Below are 15765 nucleotides of genomic sequence, written 5' to 3'. Positions count from 1 at the left end.
CCGTTGATTGAAAAAGAAGTCAATCCTCACTTTGAACACTTTTTGTTCGATTGGAATCAAAAGTTTCAGTTTTTAGTAGGCGGTTATGGCTCCTCCAAAAGCTATCACATTGCTTTAAAGCTGGTTTTAAAACTGCTTGAGGAAAAACGAACAGCACTTGTCATTCGAGAAGTGTATGATACGCACCGGGAGTCGACCTACTCTCTTTTACAAGAAATCGTCAGCGATCTTGGCATCGATCATCTAGTAAAGTGCCGCAGTTCACCACTTGCTCTCACTTTTCGCAATGGGAGCAGCATTTTATTTAAAGGACTGGACAAGCCTGAGAAATTGAAGTCGATCAACAACATCTCAATTATTTGGATTGAGGAGTGTTCCGAGGTTTCATATGAAGGGTTTAAAGAACTGCTTGGAAGGCTGAGACATCCGGTTTTACCTCTTTATATGATGTTATCGACGAATCCCGTTGGTCAGGATAATTGGACGTACAGACATTTCTTTCGAGACGAGCAGCTGAAACGTTTTGTCCTTGATGACGAAACCTTATACAAACAGCGAACCATCGTGATAAAAGATACGTACTATCACCACTCAACAGCAGAAGACAATCTATTTCTTCCTAAAAGCTATGTCAAGCAGCTGGATGAGCTGAAAGAATACGATCCAGATCTTTATCGAATTGCAAGGAAGGGATACTTCGGTATCAATGGCACAAAAGTGTTTCCGCAATTTGAGGTAAGACAGCATGCTGACGTATTAGAAGCGATCGGGCAGATTGAAAGACCGCTGAAACGAGCGGGGATGGATTTTGGATTTGTCGAATCCTACAATGCGCTCATTCGGTTAGCTGTCGATCATGAAAAAAAGTACTTATATATTTATTGGGAATATTACGACCGCGGGAAAACGGATGATGAAACAGCTGTTGATCTGAAAGAATTTGTTGAATCAAAGGAACTCATTAAGGCAGATGCAGCAGAACCTAAAACGATTCACTATTTTCGGCAGCGCGGATTTCAAATGGTCGCTGCGCATAAGTTCCAAGGGTCACGTTTGCAATATACAAAGAAAATCAAACGATTTAAGAAAATCATTTGTTCTGATGCTTGCCCTTATACCATCTATGAACTTCAATCACTAACCTATAAGGCAGATAAGAACGGTCGCTTAGAGGAAGATGAATTTCAAATCGATCCACACACATTATCCGCCATTTGGTATGCACTAGATGATTATGAGGTGACCGATTTGAAACAGACTGCTTCAGAGCGTGTCCGTCCAAACCGAGAGAGGAGGTCCATACAATGAAACAATTAAAAGCAACGATTATGAAGGCCAACATGTCTGATCATACAAAACAAATGTATGAGGATGAATTTTCATACGAAAAAGATGATATTGTCCCGCCGCCCTACCATATCAATGAATTAAAAAGCATGGCAGAATACTCAACGATTCTTCAGCAATGTATAGATGCGTATCGAACAAACATTTTAGGCTTTGGCTTTGGGGTGGAATACGCCTTTGATTTTAATGCGGAAGATGTGAAACCGGTCAAAAAGAAGACAGCCGAGAAGGAATGGACAAGACTCGAAGAGTTTACGAAATACATGAACTATGATGAGTCTGCTGACGTGATTCTTGGTTATGTCCTAGAAGACCGGGAGAAAACAGGAAATGGCTTTTTAGAGGTGCTGCGGGATGGACAAGGAAAGCCGGCAGGAATCGAGTATTTGGATGCACTCCATATCCGCATTTGCAAACTGAGTGAGCCAGTCGACGTCGAATTCCGCTACACAGAAAACGGCGAATTAAAGACGATGAATCGCAAGAAACGATTCCGAAAATATGTGCAGGTCATCAATGAGAAGAAAGTCTTTTTCAAGGAGTATGGTGATCCGCGCATATTAAATTGTGAAACAGGCAAGTACGATGATGCTACACCAGAACCACTTCAAGCAACAGAAGTCATTCATTTTAAAATTGGCAGTGGGACGTATGGGATTCCCCGCTGGATTGGCAACATCGTCAATATGTATGGCGCACGAAAAGCAGAAGAGCTGAATTATCTTTATTTTAAGCAAGGACGGCATGTACCTGGTGCCATCATTGTTGAAAACGGCATGCTGTCAGAGACTTCTTATCAGCAGCTACAAGATTATATGGATGATATTGAAGGGTCTGATCATGCGCATAAGTTTCTATTGCTTGAAGTAGAAGGGCTTCCGACAGAAAAAGGATTAACAGGTGAAGAAGATGTATCAAATGTCAAAGTGAACTTTAAATCCTTGGCGGAAATCCTGCAAGAGGATGCGCTCTTTTTAGAATACGATGAAAAGACGAGAAACAAAATCCGCTCCGCTTTTCGTCTGCCGCCTATTTACACAGGAGAGTCACAAGATTATAACAAGGCCACGGCAGATACCGCGCGAAAAACAACGGAGGAGCAAGTGTTTCAGCCAGAGCGGCATCTTATTACAGGGAAACTCAATACTCTTTTTCTCCCGGATTTAGATATATGGCATGTCCGCTTTCTATTAAATGGTCCTGACTTTAGAGATCCATTAGAGATAGCGAAGGTTCTGACACCATTTATTCAGGCTGGGGCAGTATCGCCAAATGATTTGCGAGATCTTGCGGGGCGTATTCTTGGTAAGACGTTAGAGGAATGGCCGGAAGAATTCTACCACCGACCTTTAGAAAGCCGCATAAAAACAGCTGATGGGCTGTCTCCATCCGAGTCAAACCAGCTGGAGAAATAAAAGGACGTGAGCTTTTTTGAAAGGGGGTGAACATATGCCAAGGGAATTAAAAAACGCAAAAATTACACATGTTTCCTATGTGGACAAGGCCGCCAACCAAAAGAAATTTTTCTTGATGAAAGCAAAGAAAAAGCAGCCTGACTTTCAAAAAGAAGTCAGTGTCCTGACGAAGGCAGAGGATGCGCATCGCCTCGTATATGGCGTCGTGTATGAACCGAATACACCTGATGCACATCAAGACTTTATGTCGGCCAAAGAAATTGAAAGAGCAGCACACGGTTTTATGAAAGATGCCCGTCACATTGATAAACAGCATGATTTTCAAGATGGTGTTGGTGAAGTCGTCGAATCATACATTGCCCCAGCGGATTTTGAAGTAGGCGGGGAGCTGATTCAAAAAGGATCTTGGGTACTTGTGACAAAGGCATCACAAGATATTTGGGACCAAATTCAGCAAGGCCATATTACAGGCTACTCAATGGCTGGAACAGCAGACATCATCGCAATAGAGGAACACGATCAGCTCCTATCTCAAGAAACGAACGAGAGAGGGCTTTTTTCTTTGCTGAAAAATTTCTTTTTGAAAGAGGAAGGTGCAAATATGCCACAACAATTTTGGAGCGTTTTAGATCATCTGCTGGAAACGTTGCAGTCAAGTGATGGTGATGAGTCTAGCGTAAGAGCGGCACTTGAACAATTGATTCCAATCGTGCAGGATGTGTTGAAAACAAATGATGTCCTCCAAACGATTGGTGAAAGACCAGCATCCGTTCAAAAGCAAGATGCCGGATTAACGACTGATCAAGTACGCGAACTAGAAAAAGCAAAAATGGCCATCGACAACGTTTTACAAGCGGATAAACAAGGGACAGATCAAACAGGTGAAGAAGAACCTGTGCAAAAAGTGCTGGAGCAAGTGGTTGCGCCAATTCGTCATCAGCTCTCTTCCTTAGAGAAATCAGCAGGCAGAGAAAAAGCAGCGATTCAGGAAGTGCTTCAGCAACAGCTACTGCCTATTTCAGAGCGGATACACATGCTTGAAAAAGCGCGGGGCATTTCTAAACAAACAAATCACGATACACAAAATGATATGACAAAGCCCATATGGGATGGCTTACTATAAGCCTAAATAAGGAGGAAAAAGTGTGAGAAATCAAGAGTTGATTCGCAAGGCTGAAATGACACTTGCCAGCTTAAAAACAGGCGGTCTCATGAACGCAGCCCAATCCAACACATTCATTAGAATGATGCAAAATACACCAACCGTTTTAAATGATGCACGTATCATTCCAATGGAAAGTGATTCACAAAAAATCGAAAAAATCGGCTTCGGTCAGCGCATTTTACGCCCAGCAGAAGAAGGCAAAGCGCTTGATGCAAAAGACCGTGTTGTCCCAGCGACAAGCACTGTCCAGCTCAATGCAAAAGAAGTCATTGCTGAGATCCATATGACGTACGACAGCATTGAAAACAACATTGAAAAAGACGGGATTCAGCAGACCATTATGCAAATGCTGGCGGAACGAGCGGCAGTCGATATTGAAGAACTGATCGTCAACGGTGATACAACATCACAAGATCCATTTTTAGCTCAAATGGATGGCGTACGAAAACAGGCAGTTTCTCATATTGTCGATGCGAATGGAGCGGAAATTAGCCGTCAAATGTTCAAACAAGCCTATAAAGCGATGCCGTCAAAATATTTACGTGTACCTCAGGATTTTCGTTTTTATACATCCCCAAGTTTAGAGGTCGAGTGGAAAGACCAAGTAGCAAACCGTCAGACAGGTCTCGGAGATGCGGCGATTCAAGGCGGACTTTCTTCTGCATTCGGTGTTCCGGTCAAAGGTCTTGCCAATATGCAGCCATATGATGAAGAAGGAACAGACGTATCAGATATTTTACTGACACATCCGAAAAACATTATCGTAGGGTTTTCTCGCAATATTCGTATTGAAGTAGAAAAAGATATTCGCAGCCGTAAGTTTATCATTGTTCTGACAGCGAAGCTCGACAGCAAATTTGAGGAAGAGGATGCTGTAGCCAAAGTAATGAAAGTGAAAGAGTAGGTGACAGCAGGCTATGATCATTTCTGCTGAGGAACTACAAGCCTATTCTGTATTTGATCGCGTGAAAAATCGTTCTGTAGAGAGACTAGCGGCAGATATTATTGAAGCAGAAGCAGCGGTATTTCAAATTGTCGGGCACGATTTTACACATGAAAAATATCAGCCCATTCCTGAAAAAGCAAGGATCGCCTTATTAAAAATGGCCCAGTATTTTGCCATGCTGAATGATGATGAATCCATGATGAAAGGCTTGACTTCAGAAAAAATGGGTGATTATTCATATGCAAAGGCAGCGGACAAAGTGAAAGGCAGACCTTATGTGTATGCCCTTCTTGTTGATTATATTGAACCTTCACTAACTGGCGGCAGCGCCAATTTAAAGGTGAGATCATTATGAGTTATGATTCTCTATTAACGGATCGCTGTGATCTTTTTCACTTAGAGAATGAAGAGGCAATCCGCGGCAAATTTGGTATACCAGCAGGAGATCTGCAGACGGATCTCACTTATCCTGATACACCAAGTATGAGAGATGTGGCTTGCTATGTTGTAGAAAAAAGCCAGTCACTCGTGCAAGAAGAACCGAATACAGTCATCTATCAGTCCTATCTCGTCCATTTCCCTTTAGCAAGCGACATTCGCTTGCATGACAAAATGGTGTGGAACGGCATCTCACTCAAATTGCAGCAGCCAAAAAGAGTGAAAAATCATCACATGGAAGTGATGGCCGTCAGAAAGGAAAACCTATGAAAATTGATGGACTTGACCGGCTGCTATCCCAGCTCCAACAGGAAAATAGTGGCGGCTTAACGGCGCAATATCAAGAGTGGTTACAGGAAATGGGCTTACAGTTTTTAGACATCATTCAAGATGAAATCATCAAAGAAAAGGCTGTTGATACAGGCCGTCTCCTCAATTCCTTTCAAAAAGGTGACAAGGAGAATCACTTTCTCACTTCCCGAGGCGGGCTCACGCTAGAAGTAGGGACACAGCTTGATTATGCCTCTTACGTGAATGATGGACATGCCATTTCTTCAAATGGAGAACGAAGATGGGTGCCTGGGAGATGGAACGGCAGCCGCTTTGAATATGATCCGAATGCCAGTACTGGCATGATGCTTTCATCTCAATGGATTGAAGGAAATGGGTACTGGGATCATGCCGTCATGCTCTATGAACAAATGTTTGAACACTCGCTGGATCGAAAGCTTCAAAGCTGGATCGATCGACATTTTGGGAGGTGATGGAATGAATCAAGAAGTCGGGGCAATCATGCATTATATATACACACACTTTCCTGTGAAAATGTATGATCGTCTTCTGCCAGAGCGTTTTCAAGTGCCATCTGTTTATGTGCCGCCAGTGACTGTCATTAGTGGTCCAGATACAGTGTCTACTTTTATGAAATCTTATTCGCTGCAAGTGAAAGTGTTTCATATGGATACAGAAAAAGCGCATGATGCGGCGGAAACAGTCGTCGATGCATTGCTTGCTGATCGTCAAATCATTCAGATGATCAGTGAAGATGGAGAGGTGCTTGATGATTATGTCCGCATAAAAAGAGTGGAAACAAGAATCATAGATCAAGGTGTAGCAGCGATTGTCCTGACATGGGATAGCAGCTATTGGTACAACCGAGATAAACAGCCAAGCCTAGAAGATATCAATTTTTCAGATGGGGTGATCAAACGTGAGCAAGACTAAAAAAACACAGCTCGATCAAACAGCGGGCGAAGAAAAAGAATTTGGCTTTTCATTTGAAGCCTTAAAAGAGCACAGTAAGGATCTTTTTGGGGTAAAACCAGAAATCCTTGAAGGTGCTCTTTTTTATATCAAACATCAACCAATTACAAAAACAGAAGCAAAGAAGCACATCGATGCTTTTTTGTCCAAGGAGGTTTAAAGGATGAACGGAGGCACTTTTACACCAGGTACAGAGAAAAAGCGTCCTGGCATTTACTTTAATTTTAAAACAACAGCAGAGCAGCGAATTACTTTAGGCGAGCGAGGAACAGTTGCACTTCCTCTTGTCATGAGCTGGGGAGAACCAAAAACCTTTATTTCCGTTTCCGATATGGAAGACTTAAATAAAAAGGTCGGGCTCAACATTGATGATAAGTCACTTCTTCTTTTCCGTGAAGCGAAGAAAAAAGCGCAAACGGTCTTGCTTTATCGCCTAAACGAAGGAGAGCCAGCCAAAGCGGAAATCGCAGAAAACTTTGTGGTTACTGCCAATTACGGTGGTCAAAAAGGAAATGAGATTACCATTCAAGTGGCAGAAAATGTACTCGACAGCACAAAACGTGACGTCATCACCTATCTTGGAACAGATATTGTCGATAAACAGGTGGTCACAGATGTCAAAGATCTTGTGAAAAACAAATACGTTCAATTTTCTGGTGAAGGCGAAGCGGTCATTACTGCTGGAGCGGCTTTAAGCGGCGGGAAAAACGGTGTGGCAAGTGTCGCAGATTATACAGCTTTCCTAGAAGCAGCTGAAACGGAATACTTTGATGTTATTGCACTCCCAGTCGATAATAGTGAGCAATTAAAAGCAACATTCGCGTCATTTATTGAGCGTTTACGTAATAAGCAAGGACGTAAGGTGCAAGGCGTTGTGGCTAACTATGCAGCTGATCAAGAAGGTATCATCAATGTCACAAGCGGTGTTGTTTTAGAAGACGGAACAGAACTCGCGCCTGCTCAAACAACAGCTTGGGTCGCGGGAGCAAGTGCAGGAGCGACTTTTAATCAGTCACTGACCTTTGTTGAATACGAAGGCGCAGTCGATACATTAGAGCGTCTTGATAATGATCAAGTAGAATACCGTTTATCACAAGGAGAGTTTCTTTTCACTTTCGATGCAAGAGACCGCACGGTGAGCGTTGAAAAAGATATTAACTCTTTGACAAGCTTCACGGTTGAAAAGAACCAGCAAATGGCGAAAAACAAAATCATCCGTGTGCTAGATGCAATCAACAATGATTTAACATTTGAACTGAAAAATTTGATTAAATTACGCAAAGCCAATGGCAATGACATTCCAGCATCTGATGATGGAGTGCAGCTTGTGAAAACACTGATTACACAGTATCTCACACAACTTCAAGATGGCAGCGGTATTACAGGCTTTAACTCAGAAACAGATATCGTCATTGGCCTCAATGAAGATCGTGATGGATTTATCATCGATTTAGCAGTACAGCCAGTAGACGCAGCAGAAAAATTCTATTTCAATGTGGAGGTGAAGTAAGATGGCTTTTAAAGCGCAAAATACAATCTCAGGTAAAGAAGGTCGTCTTTTCTTAGAAGGTGAGGAGCTTGCCTTTATCAAAACGTTTGAAGCAAACGTGGAGAAAAATAAATCAGAAGTGAACGTAATGGGCCGCCGAATGACTGGCCATAAAACAACTGGGGCAAACGGAACAGGAACAGCAACATTCTATAAAGTTACGTCACGTTTCGTTCAACTCATGCTCAACTATGTGAAAAAAGGGGAAGATCCTTATTTCACTCTTCAAGCGGTAATTGATGATAAATCATCAGGCCGAGGCACAGAGCGTGTGACATTATTCGATGTCAACTTTGATTCAGCTAAAATTGCTGGACTAGATGTCGATTCAGAGGCACTTGAAGAAGAAGTTCCATTTACATTTGAAGACTTTGATCTGCCTGAAAAGCTGAAGAATTCTTTCTAAGAAATGTGGAGGAAATTAGCTAATTAATTAGCTAAATAAAAACCAAATATGCTATAATGCAAATGTAATGAAAAATGAATGCATTTGTAATGCACATTGCAATAAATGACACACAAAATTATGTTTACATGCAAAGCGATTTGCATACAATAAAAAGAAGCCAGGATGCGCTAACATCCCGGCAATGTACAATGAGGCCCTTCAAGGGGCTGGCTTATCAATTAGATAGTTTTAAGGATAGACTTTCCCTTTCACCTACCAAAGCTCAAGGGGGAGTCTATTTTTTGTCTATATATGTCAACAGGGCAATGATAAATGACCCGAAAGCAAGCATTAACATCAGTGCTTGGAATGTTGACATGAGCATCACCCCCTTCCTATCGGGGATGAGCCAGACGCCCTTGAGCAAGCCGTTCAATTGTACGTTCTCAATTATACATGAAAAGATTGGAAAGCACATTCAAAAATGGATGTGCTTTTTTGTATTCAAAAAAAACAAACAAAAGGGAGTTTTTAAACATGAGCGAAAAACAAACATTTGATCTTTCATTTTTTATGCCAGGACAAACAGTAGAAGCGGAAGAGGTAAAAGTACCAATTTCTAAGCGTTTTGTTGATAAAAAAGGGAATGTCATTCCTTTTGTCTTCAAAGCGATTACCACGGAACGTATTGATGAACTGGAAAAAGAAAACACCACGTTCAAAAATGTCAAAGGCAGAGGCCGCGTAAAAGACTTAGACAGCCAGCGCTTCTATGCACGAATTGCCATTGAATCGACGATTTATCCAGATTTCCGTTCAAAGGAATTAAGAGAAGCCTACAGCACACAAGATCCAGTTGAAGTTGCAAAACGTGTTTTATCTGTCGGCGGTGAATATGCAAACTGGTTAAACAAAGCGATTGAAATCAATGGATTTGAAGACGAAATTGAAGATTTAGAAGAAGCAGCAAAAAACTAATAAAAGATGGGGATAAGGAAGCGGTGTTTTTATATTACGCCATGCATGAGCTTCACTATTCTCCATCAGAGCTCCTCGATTTATACGAAGCACCAAGACAATTTAAGGCATTCCTATTCGGACTCATCAGCTACAAACTCGACATGCTAGAAAAAGAAGCAAAGAAAGGAGGGAAATAAACTGGCGAAGCTCACTGCACGATTTGAATTAGAAGACAAAGTATCAAAGAAGCTATTGCGCATTCAAAAACGATTTCAAACGTTTGAGAAGCAGCTCAAACCATTTAGAAAACCGGTGAAAATAAGCCTGGAAATGGATGAAAAGAAGCTAAGGAACCTCAATTTATCGATTAGAAGGTTTTCTGTATTATCCATGAAGCTAGATCAAGGAATCTATCGTGATCTCAAATCATTAACAAACCAGCTGAACATGATACCGAAACAGATGGTCATATCGATTCAAGCAAAAGGACTAGATGTCATTAAATCCAGTATAGATCGCTTGAAACAATCACAAGCAAGTCCAATCTTGCTGACGTTCAAACTGAATGATCAGTTGTCAGGAAAAATGTCATCAATCAAAAAATCAATCCTTCAACTCATGAACAGAACATACTATATGAGATTAAACATGGTTGACCAAGCTACCGCTGCCATTCAACGAATCAAAAAGACACTCAAAAGCTTGACAATGGCTAAACATGAGATCAGAGTGTCTGTTCAAGACAATGCAAAGAGTAAGTTGAAAAAACGAGATCAGGCAGAGTCAGTTGTGAAAGAAAAGAAAATCAAAAAGAAACCTAATGCGACAGCTGCTACAAAAACGCAGGAAAACAAACAAAGCTGGCTGGGGAATTTGGGGAACAAGGCGTTAAAAGAAATTGAAAAATATGCAGGTGACGTCTCAGATAAATTGAAGGAAAAATTAAGCCCTAGGAAATTTTGGGATGAAAAGGCGCTACCTTGGATTGAAACGAAAATAGACGACTACAAGCAAGAAGTAATCGGACGAATTCGTGAGAAAATTAAAATCAATCCTGAAGAGTATCTAGATAAATGGTTTAACAAAGGATTAGATTTGATCCTTGGTCCGAAAAACCCTTCAAATAACTCGGATGGGTCTAATAATAATACTTCACCAGGTCAGTTGGGTAACCAGAACTCAGACCAAACGCAAAACGGAAAAGGTTTATTTAAAATAAGCTGCTGTTCTTGTTGTGCAAAAGGTTTAAATCCAACTGGAACTACCCAAACAGATAATAGAAATGGTCCGAAAAACAAACCGAATAATCCAACTGGAACTACGAGGGTTGAAAAGAATAAAAAATCTCCAACTAAATTAGGCAGTTTAACCAAAAAAATTCCAGGTATTATGGCTATAGCTGGTCTCGCTGGGATATTCAAAGATACTGATAAGCTAAAAGGCTTAGGAGATACATTTAAAAATTTAGGTAAAGGTGCAGGCAAGTTATTAAAAAAAGTACCCATACTTGGGCCTTTACTTAGTGCAACAGAATTAATTGGCACAACAAAAGAAAATGTAGGTGAAAAAGTAGGAGGATTCGGCGGGGGCATTGCTGGTGGTATGGGTGGTGCCGCGATAGGAACAATGATTGCACCAGGTATTGGAACAGCAATCGGCGGAATTTTAGGAAGCATTTTAGGTGAAGGTTTAGGAAAATGGGTCGGAAAGATGTTTGATGACGGAACCTTGAAGAAAAAATGGGATGACATTGTCAAAGGTGCTGAAAATGCAGTTAATTGGATTAAAGATACTTGGAACAAAGTTTCAGGATGGATCAATAATAATGTATTAACTCCTATTACAACATTCTTCGGTGAGACATGGAATTGGATCACTGAAAAATGGGGACAACTTTCTTCTTGGTTCATGGAAAAAGTTTGGCTGCCTATTTATAATTTTTCAGTTCCGATTATCAATTTTGTAGTTGGCGTATTTGATGTTGCATGGACAATTATCAAAAATATTTGGGCAGTAGCATCAAAATGGTTCATGGATTATGTTTGGGAACCATTTGGCCAATATGCGATAGAAGCAATTGGTTGGGTGTGGAATAAACTTGTTGACACATGGAACTGGATTCAGGAAACATGGGGGATATTTTCTGAATGGTTTTTAACAAATGTTTGGGACCCATTCGGTCAATATGCGATAGAAGCAATTGGCTGGGTATGGAACAAGCTTGTTGAAACGTGGAACTGGATTCAAGAAACATGGGGTGTTTTCTCTGAATGGTTTTTAACAAATGTTTGGGACCCATTCGGTCAATATGCGATAGAAGCAATTGGCTGGGTATGGAACAAACTTGTTGAAACGTGGAACTGGATTCAAGAAACATGGAGTGTATTTTCTGAATGGTTTAATGAATATGTTTGGACACCGTTTAAAACATATGCATTGCCAGCCATTACTTTTGTGTGGAATTTGTTTCAAAATACATGGAACTGGATTAAAACTACATGGGAAAAACTCTCTACTTGGTTTGATGAAAACGTATGGCAACCGTATCAAAAATATGCAGAACCAGCAATAAAATTTGTTTGGGAAACGTTTAAATCAGTTTGGGAAACGATCAAAGGTGTTTGGGAAACAGTGAGTGATTGGTTCAATAAAAATGTCTTTGAGCCATTAAAGAAACATGCTGAGGAACTAACAGAAACGTGGGAAAAAATGTTTGGTTTTATTGGTAGAATAGTAGATAAAGCAAAAGAAATAGGCGGCGGAGTAATAGAATTTTTCATAGGTAAAGGCGAAGAGAAAACCGGTTTAAATCAGGTTGGTCATAAAGCTACTGGGGGGTATATTACTAAACCTATGCTTTCTTGGATAGGGGAAGCGGGCAAGGAGTTTGTTATTCCAACGGAAAACAATAGAGGTCGAGGGAAGATGTTACTTGCTCAAGCAGCAACTCACCTTGGGATGAATGTTGTGCCAAAAAGCGCTAGTAATCTGGCTTCATCGAATGTCTCAGCTAAGCAGAGGACAGACGTAACCTCATCTGTTTCTTTATCTGGAAGAGGTTCAATATCAATGAACAACTCCGAAAGTGGCGTTAGTTATGGAAAAGAATTTACTTCTGATTTTGAGAAGGGGATGAATAGTAATAAAATTTCTCTTAATCAGTGGAAACAAGCCAATATTGACCAACCATTTAATCAAATTCAAGCAGCTTCTTCGATTTATGGTTCACAAACTGTTGCTGGCTTTGCTTCAGGTCAAAACATGACATCTACTGGCACAAGCCAATACGTAGACCAACACGTCAAACAACCATTCCTGCAAGCCAAACAAGAATCACCAGGATGGGGTTCAGGAATGATCGACGCCTTCAATAGCGGCATGCGTTCAAAAGCAAGTGAAGTCACACAAGCTGCCAAAGAAATGGCGAAGAAAGTGGAACAGGCGTTTAGAGAAGAACTAGACATTCATTCTCCTTCACGTGTCATGATGAATTTAGGGAAATTCGCATCGATTGGTGTCGTCAAAGGGCTCGATTCAGTTGATGTGAAAAAGTTTGCTGAAAATCAAGCGGGTTCATTAATCGGAGCGTTCAGCGGTATGGGTGCTTCAGGTCTTAGTGTTCAGCAATGGCTCATGGCAGCTCTGATGGCGACTGGCACATCGATGAGTTGGCTTCCAGGTCTTATGACAATTGCTCAGCACGAATCAAATGGTAACCCGAAAGCCATCAACTTGTGGGATTCCAACGCCAAGAAGGGAACGCCTTCTAAAGGGTTAATGCAAACCATTGGGCCGACCTTCCATTCCAATAAAGGCAAGGGCATGAATGATATTTGGAACCCAATTCATAATGCCGTAGCAGCCATTAACTACATTAAGGGCAGATATGGAACAGTCTTCAATACACCGGGATTACGGAGTATGAGAAGAGGCGGTCCTTATAAAGGCTACGCCAATGGCGGTCTGATTACTCAGGAGCAGGTAGCTAGAGTCGGTGAAGGAAACAAACGCGAATGGATTATTCCAGAAGAAAGAGGCATTCGCGGGAGATATTTATTGACGCAGGCAGCAAAGGCACTTGGGATGCAAGTCTATGATCCATCAAATGCATCTGCTCCTTTACCAGAATCACAGATGCAGCAAGTCACCTCAGCACAGTCAGCTGGGACTGCAACAACGTCAGGCAATAAACAAATCACCATCCAGTTCAATGGTGATCAGCATTTCCATAATGGACAGGATCAGCAATCGCTTGTCGAAAAAATTAGACAAATGCTTGTAGACGAATTGGAAGTAGAGCTTCAGACAGGAACGAAAGGGGTCGTGATCGATGGGTAAATCAGTGTATCAATTGTGGATTTCCCAAGGCAAGGAGAAGTTGCGATTCCCTGTGCTTCCATCCGAACTTGAGATCACAAATAATGTACAAAATGAAACAGTGAAGGTCTCCTCCTTTGGAGAACTGACTTTTATTGATGTACCATCGGCTAAACAAGTATCATTCACCTCATTATTTCCTAAGAAATATTCGCCAATTGCTGAATATAAAAGCATTCCATCACCAGAGAATGCAATAGCGAAAATTGAACGAATGATGCGTTCAAAGAAGTCTGTGCGACTAATTGTGACAGGGACTAAAATCAATATGACGTGCAGCATTGAGAGCTTCACACACAAGGAAGGGTCTTATGACATAGGTGATCGTGAATTTACGATCGAGTTAAAGGAATATAAAACCGCATCGCCTAGGAAAATCAAACGAAAGAAAAAAGCGAAACAAACCAAAAAGAAAAGACCCTCAAAAACACCACCAAAATTGTACACTGTCAAAAAAGGAGATACTCTTTGGGCCATTTCAGGCCGTTTTTATGGCGATAGTACAAAATGGCGGCGTATTTGGAATGCCAATAAAGCAGCGATGATCAAACGAAGTAAACGGAATATTAAACAGCCGGGACATTGGATTTTTCCAGGGCAAAAATTGAAAATACCACAATAGGGGGGCTGACATTGATTGAGCTTTTTGCCATCAGAAGCGGCACGATGTATGAGCTTGTCACAGAGAGTGTGACACTTCAGGGGCAAAGGTATCAGGCCCCTCGCTCTATTCAGGCGAATATTATCACAAAGCAAGGCAGTCAAACATATTACCGTGTCTCAGAAGGAGACACGGTTCTTTTTAAATGGAAAGGAAAAGAGCTGTTCAGAGGCATCGTGTTTTCTAGGACGCCTGTTGAAGGAAAGCTGACCTTTACCGCATACGATATGCTCCAATATTTAGTGAAAAACCAAGATGTATATGTTTTTTCAAATCAACGGGCAGATCAAATTTTGAGGCGGATCGGGGCAGACTTTCAAATTCCTATGACATCCATCGCAAATACAGGACATGTCATGAAGTCTCTCGTTTTTAAAAATGACACGAGTTTATATGACATCATTTTAAAAGCATTGAAAGAAACGAAGCGGCAAACCGGTAGAAATTATCAAATTTATTCTGCTAAAGGCAAGATGGGACTGAGAGCTTGGCCCGATCCAGAGGACGTGTGGGTCATTGAATCAGGCGTCAACCTCATCGGTTATCAGTACAGCACCTCCATTGAAGAGACAGCAACACGTGTGAAGATGCGCACGTCTGTAGACGAACAGGGGAAGAATAAGAAAAAAGGTAGCAAATCAGATATTGTGGTGATCGAACAGGACAAAGCGGGTCAGAGTCAGTACGGCATTTTACAGCATGTGGAGACGGTCACAGGTCAAATCAACCAGCCGCAGCTTCAAAAAAGAGCGAAAGTACGCCTAGCTGAAAAAAAAGGCGTCAAACAAGAAGTGAAAAGCATACAAGCACTCGGAATCCCTGAACTGCAAAGCGGTCTGCCAATCTATTTGAAAATCCCTGAAATCAACATCAAAAAAACCTACTGGATCGATCAAGACAAGCATGAATTCAATGGAGTGAAGCACACCATGACAATTGACGTCGTTGAGAAAAATTCCATGCCAAAGGGTGATCAAGCATGAGATTAAGTGAAGCAATTAAACGACTCGCTGTCAATGCAGTAGATGCAGCTTCTCCAATTGATCTGGTGATTGGAGAGGTCACAATGGCTTCGCCTCTTCACATCCGATTAAATGAAAATAGTAAGCTGATCATTCCAGAAGAACTGCTTATTTGGCCTAAACGCTTAAATAAGGGTGAGGATGATGAGTTGAAAAGGGGAGACAGCATTATGGTACTTGCAATGGCAGGAGGGCAGTCCTTTTACATCATCGACAAATTGTAAGGGAGGTGAT

At 41.3% G+C, this 15765-nt stretch carries 18 protein-coding genes; 17 read left to right on the top strand and 1 reads right to left on the bottom strand.

Annotated elements, in window-relative coordinates:
* Window positions 1-6 precede the first annotated feature (6 nt).
* From NSQ52_RS14845 to NSQ52_RS14795, 11 genes are read left to right on the top strand one after another with little or no spacing between them, the layout of a single operon-like run.
* Window positions 7-1308 (top strand): PBSX family phage terminase large subunit, encoded by a 1302-nt coding sequence (locus tag NSQ52_RS14845; RefSeq protein ID WP_165827459.1) that lies wholly within the window; start codon window positions 7-9, stop codon window positions 1306-1308.
* On the top strand, window positions 1305-2762 hold the full coding sequence (locus tag NSQ52_RS14840) for a phage portal protein (RefSeq protein WP_041507681.1): 1458 nt from the start codon (window positions 1305-1307) through the stop codon (window positions 2760-2762). The genes NSQ52_RS14845 and NSQ52_RS14840 overlap by 4 nt, the downstream gene beginning before the upstream one ends.
* A gap of 34 nt (window positions 2763-2796) precedes the next feature.
* The gene (locus NSQ52_RS14835) at window positions 2797-3885 is read left to right on the top strand and encodes an XkdF-like putative serine protease domain-containing protein (protein WP_061420044.1); all 1089 of its coding nucleotides are present in this window, start codon (window positions 2797-2799) and stop codon (window positions 3883-3885) included.
* A gap of 22 nt (window positions 3886-3907) precedes the next feature.
* The gene (locus NSQ52_RS14830) at window positions 3908-4831 is read left to right on the top strand and encodes a phage major capsid protein (protein ID WP_008344119.1); all 924 of its coding nucleotides are present in this window, start codon (window positions 3908-3910) and stop codon (window positions 4829-4831) included.
* A 13-nt stretch (window positions 4832-4844) separates the two neighbouring features.
* A complete protein-coding gene (locus tag NSQ52_RS14825) occupies window positions 4845-5228 on the top strand; it encodes a DUF3199 family protein (RefSeq protein WP_024719690.1) in 384 nt (127 codons plus the stop codon).
* The gene (locus NSQ52_RS14820; RefSeq protein WP_057079151.1) at window positions 5225-5581 is read left to right on the top strand and encodes a YqbH/XkdH family protein; all 357 of its coding nucleotides are present in this window, start codon (window positions 5225-5227) and stop codon (window positions 5579-5581) included. The genes NSQ52_RS14825 and NSQ52_RS14820 overlap by 4 nt, the downstream gene beginning before the upstream one ends.
* Window positions 5578-6075 carry an HK97 gp10 family phage protein gene (locus NSQ52_RS14815; protein WP_342473513.1) on the top strand — a complete coding sequence of 166 codons (498 nt, stop codon included), beginning with the start codon at window positions 5578-5580 and terminating at the stop codon, window positions 6073-6075. Before NSQ52_RS14820 ends, NSQ52_RS14815 begins: the two co-directional genes overlap by 4 nt.
* 4 nt (window positions 6076-6079) lie before the next feature.
* Entirely contained in the window at window positions 6080-6535 is a 456-nt protein-coding gene (locus NSQ52_RS14810) for a DUF6838 family protein (RefSeq protein WP_041091933.1), read from the top strand.
* Window positions 6522-6734: a hypothetical protein gene (locus NSQ52_RS14805; RefSeq protein ID WP_008344108.1), complete on the top strand. Its 213-nt coding sequence runs from the start codon at window positions 6522-6524 to the stop codon at window positions 6732-6734. The genes NSQ52_RS14810 and NSQ52_RS14805 overlap by 14 nt, the downstream gene beginning before the upstream one ends.
* Before the next feature lie 3 nt (window positions 6735-6737).
* On the top strand, window positions 6738-8084 hold the full coding sequence (locus NSQ52_RS14800) for a phage tail sheath family protein (protein ID WP_024719687.1): 1347 nt from the start codon (window positions 6738-6740) through the stop codon (window positions 8082-8084).
* Between the two features lies 1 nt (window position 8085).
* A complete protein-coding gene (locus NSQ52_RS14795) occupies window positions 8086-8529 on the top strand; it encodes a phage tail tube protein (RefSeq protein ID WP_003213309.1) in 444 nt (147 codons plus the stop codon).
* Window positions 8530-8806: 277 nt separating this feature from the next.
* On the opposite strand, the gene NSQ52_RS14790 is transcribed toward NSQ52_RS14795, so the two are convergent.
* Window positions 8807-8896 carry a putative holin-like toxin gene (locus NSQ52_RS14790; RefSeq protein ID WP_072368332.1) on the bottom strand — a complete coding sequence of 30 codons (90 nt, stop codon included), beginning with the start codon at window positions 8894-8896 and terminating at the stop codon, window positions 8807-8809.
* A 152-nt stretch (window positions 8897-9048) separates the two neighbouring features.
* On the opposite strand from NSQ52_RS14790, the gene NSQ52_RS14785 reads away from it, so the two are divergent.
* The 6 genes from NSQ52_RS14785 to NSQ52_RS14760 are packed head-to-tail and all read left to right on the top strand — an operon-like array spanning window position 9049 to window position 15755.
* Window positions 9049-9489, top strand: a complete 441-nt coding sequence (locus NSQ52_RS14785; RefSeq protein ID WP_012011040.1) for a phage portal protein — start codon at window positions 9049-9051, stop codon at window positions 9487-9489.
* Between the two features lie 41 nt (window positions 9490-9530).
* A complete protein-coding gene (locus tag NSQ52_RS14780) occupies window positions 9531-9668 on the top strand; it encodes a hypothetical protein (protein ID WP_008344097.1) in 138 nt (45 codons plus the stop codon).
* Window positions 9669-9723: 55 nt separating this feature from the next.
* The gene (locus tag NSQ52_RS14775) at window positions 9724-13809 is read left to right on the top strand and encodes a transglycosylase SLT domain-containing protein (protein WP_342473512.1); all 4086 of its coding nucleotides are present in this window, start codon (window positions 9724-9726) and stop codon (window positions 13807-13809) included.
* Complete coding sequence (locus NSQ52_RS14770; protein WP_007500584.1) at window positions 13802-14470, top strand: LysM peptidoglycan-binding domain-containing protein; 669 nt, start codon at window positions 13802-13804, stop codon at window positions 14468-14470. Before NSQ52_RS14775 ends, NSQ52_RS14770 begins: the two co-directional genes overlap by 8 nt.
* Window positions 14471-14481: 11 nt before the next feature.
* A complete protein-coding gene (locus tag NSQ52_RS14765; protein WP_017367933.1) occupies window positions 14482-15492 on the top strand; it encodes a hypothetical protein in 1011 nt (336 codons plus the stop codon).
* Window positions 15489-15755, top strand: a complete 267-nt coding sequence (locus NSQ52_RS14760) for a DUF2577 family protein (RefSeq protein ID WP_017358996.1) — start codon at window positions 15489-15491, stop codon at window positions 15753-15755. Before NSQ52_RS14765 ends, NSQ52_RS14760 begins: the two co-directional genes overlap by 4 nt.
* Window positions 15756-15765: the final 10 nt, after the last annotated feature.

Source organism: Bacillus sp. FSL W8-1141, from assembly GCF_038593205.1.
Classification (GTDB): Bacteria; Bacillota; Bacilli; order Bacillales; family Bacillaceae; genus Bacillus; species Bacillus altitudinis.
The sequence above is the reverse complement of the archived record's forward strand: the minus strand, read 5'-3'. Positions and strand labels throughout refer to the sequence as shown.

Bases quoted from the DNA above. Each gene is read 5' to 3' on its own strand.
- NSQ52_RS14840 (WP_041507681.1), top strand. From the start codon at position 1,305: ATGAAACAATTAAAAGCAACGATTATGAAGGCCAACATGTCTGATCAT.
- NSQ52_RS14835 (WP_061420044.1), top strand. From the start codon at position 2,797: ATGCCAAGGGAATTAAAAAACGCAAAAATTACACATGTTTCCTATGTG.
- NSQ52_RS14825 (WP_024719690.1), top strand. From the start codon at position 4,845: ATGATCATTTCTGCTGAGGAACTACAAGCCTATTCTGTATTTGATCGC.
- NSQ52_RS14820 (WP_057079151.1), top strand. From the start codon at position 5,225: ATGAGTTATGATTCTCTATTAACGGATCGCTGTGATCTTTTTCACTTA.
- NSQ52_RS14815 (WP_342473513.1), top strand. From the start codon at position 5,578: ATGAAAATTGATGGACTTGACCGGCTGCTATCCCAGCTCCAACAGGAA.
- NSQ52_RS14810 (WP_041091933.1), top strand. From the start codon at position 6,080: ATGAATCAAGAAGTCGGGGCAATCATGCATTATATATACACACACTTT.
- NSQ52_RS14800 (WP_024719687.1), top strand. From the start codon at position 6,738: ATGAACGGAGGCACTTTTACACCAGGTACAGAGAAAAAGCGTCCTGGC.
- NSQ52_RS14795 (WP_003213309.1), top strand. From the start codon at position 8,086: ATGGCTTTTAAAGCGCAAAATACAATCTCAGGTAAAGAAGGTCGTCTT.
- NSQ52_RS14790 (WP_072368332.1), bottom strand. From the start codon at position 8,896: ATGCTCATGTCAACATTCCAAGCACTGATGTTAATGCTTGCTTTCGGG.
- NSQ52_RS14785 (WP_012011040.1), top strand. From the start codon at position 9,049: ATGAGCGAAAAACAAACATTTGATCTTTCATTTTTTATGCCAGGACAA.
- NSQ52_RS14780 (WP_008344097.1), top strand. From the start codon at position 9,531: ATGCATGAGCTTCACTATTCTCCATCAGAGCTCCTCGATTTATACGAA.
- NSQ52_RS14770 (WP_007500584.1), top strand. From the start codon at position 13,802: ATGGGTAAATCAGTGTATCAATTGTGGATTTCCCAAGGCAAGGAGAAG.
- NSQ52_RS14760 (WP_017358996.1), top strand. From the start codon at position 15,489: ATGAGATTAAGTGAAGCAATTAAACGACTCGCTGTCAATGCAGTAGAT.